Genomic DNA, 815 nt, shown 5'->3' with positions numbered 1-815 from the left:
CGCTTCAGCGCGAACGCCACGTTGGCCTGGATGAAGCCTTCCTTGGAGCCGCAGTCGAACATGCGGCCGTTGAACGGCCGGGCGAAGAACGCCTGGCTGGCCGCCAGCCTGACCATCGCATCGGTCAGCTGGATCTCGCCGCCGGCGCCGCGCGCCTGCGTGCCGAGCAGCCCAAACACCTCCGGCTGCAGGATGTAGCGGCCGTTGATGTAGTAGTTCGACGGCGCCTCGGCCGGTTTCGGCTTTTCGACCATCGCCGTCACCTCGAAGCCCGAGCCGGCCGCCGGGCCCTTGCCGACGATGCCGTATTTGTGGGTCTCCTGCGGCGCGCACTGCTCAACCGCAATGACGTTGCCGCCGGTCGCGCCATAGAGCTCCATGATCTCGGCCAGGCAGCCACGCTTGCCGAACGACACCATGTCGGGCAGCAAAAGCGCGAACGGCTCGTCGCCGATGATGTCGCGGGCGCACCAGACCGCGTGGCCGAGCCCGTGCGGCGCCTGCTGGCGGGTGAAGCTGGTGGCGCCGGGCACCGGCAGCAGGCTCTCCAGCGACTTGATCTCGGCGACCTTGCCGGCCTGCTCGAGCGTGCCGATCAGTTCGGGATGCAGGTCGAAATAGTCCTCGATGACCGCCTTGTTGCGGCCGGTGACGAAAACGATGTGCTCGATGCCGGCCTCGAGCGCCTCGTCGACGGCGTATTGCACCACCGGACGGTCGACCACCGGCAGCATCTCCTTCGGCATCGACTTCGTCGCCGGCAGAAACCGCGTGCCCAGACCAGCCACCGGAATGACGGCCTTGCGGACTTTCCT

Annotated in this window: 1 protein-coding gene; it reads right to left on the bottom strand. The window is 67.4% G+C overall.

Annotated elements, in window-relative coordinates; all coding sequences use genetic code 11:
- Positions 1-815, bottom strand: an 815-nt coding sequence (locus PCJ21_RS22070) for a UTP--glucose-1-phosphate uridylyltransferase (RefSeq protein ID WP_269933571.1), incomplete at both ends; no start/stop codon positions are given.

This window comes from Aminobacter sp. HY435, from assembly GCF_027568395.1.
Taxonomy (GTDB): Bacteria; Pseudomonadota; Alphaproteobacteria; order Rhizobiales; family Rhizobiaceae; genus Aminobacter.
The sequence above is the reverse complement of the archived record's forward strand: the minus strand, read 5'-3'. Positions and strand labels throughout refer to the sequence as shown.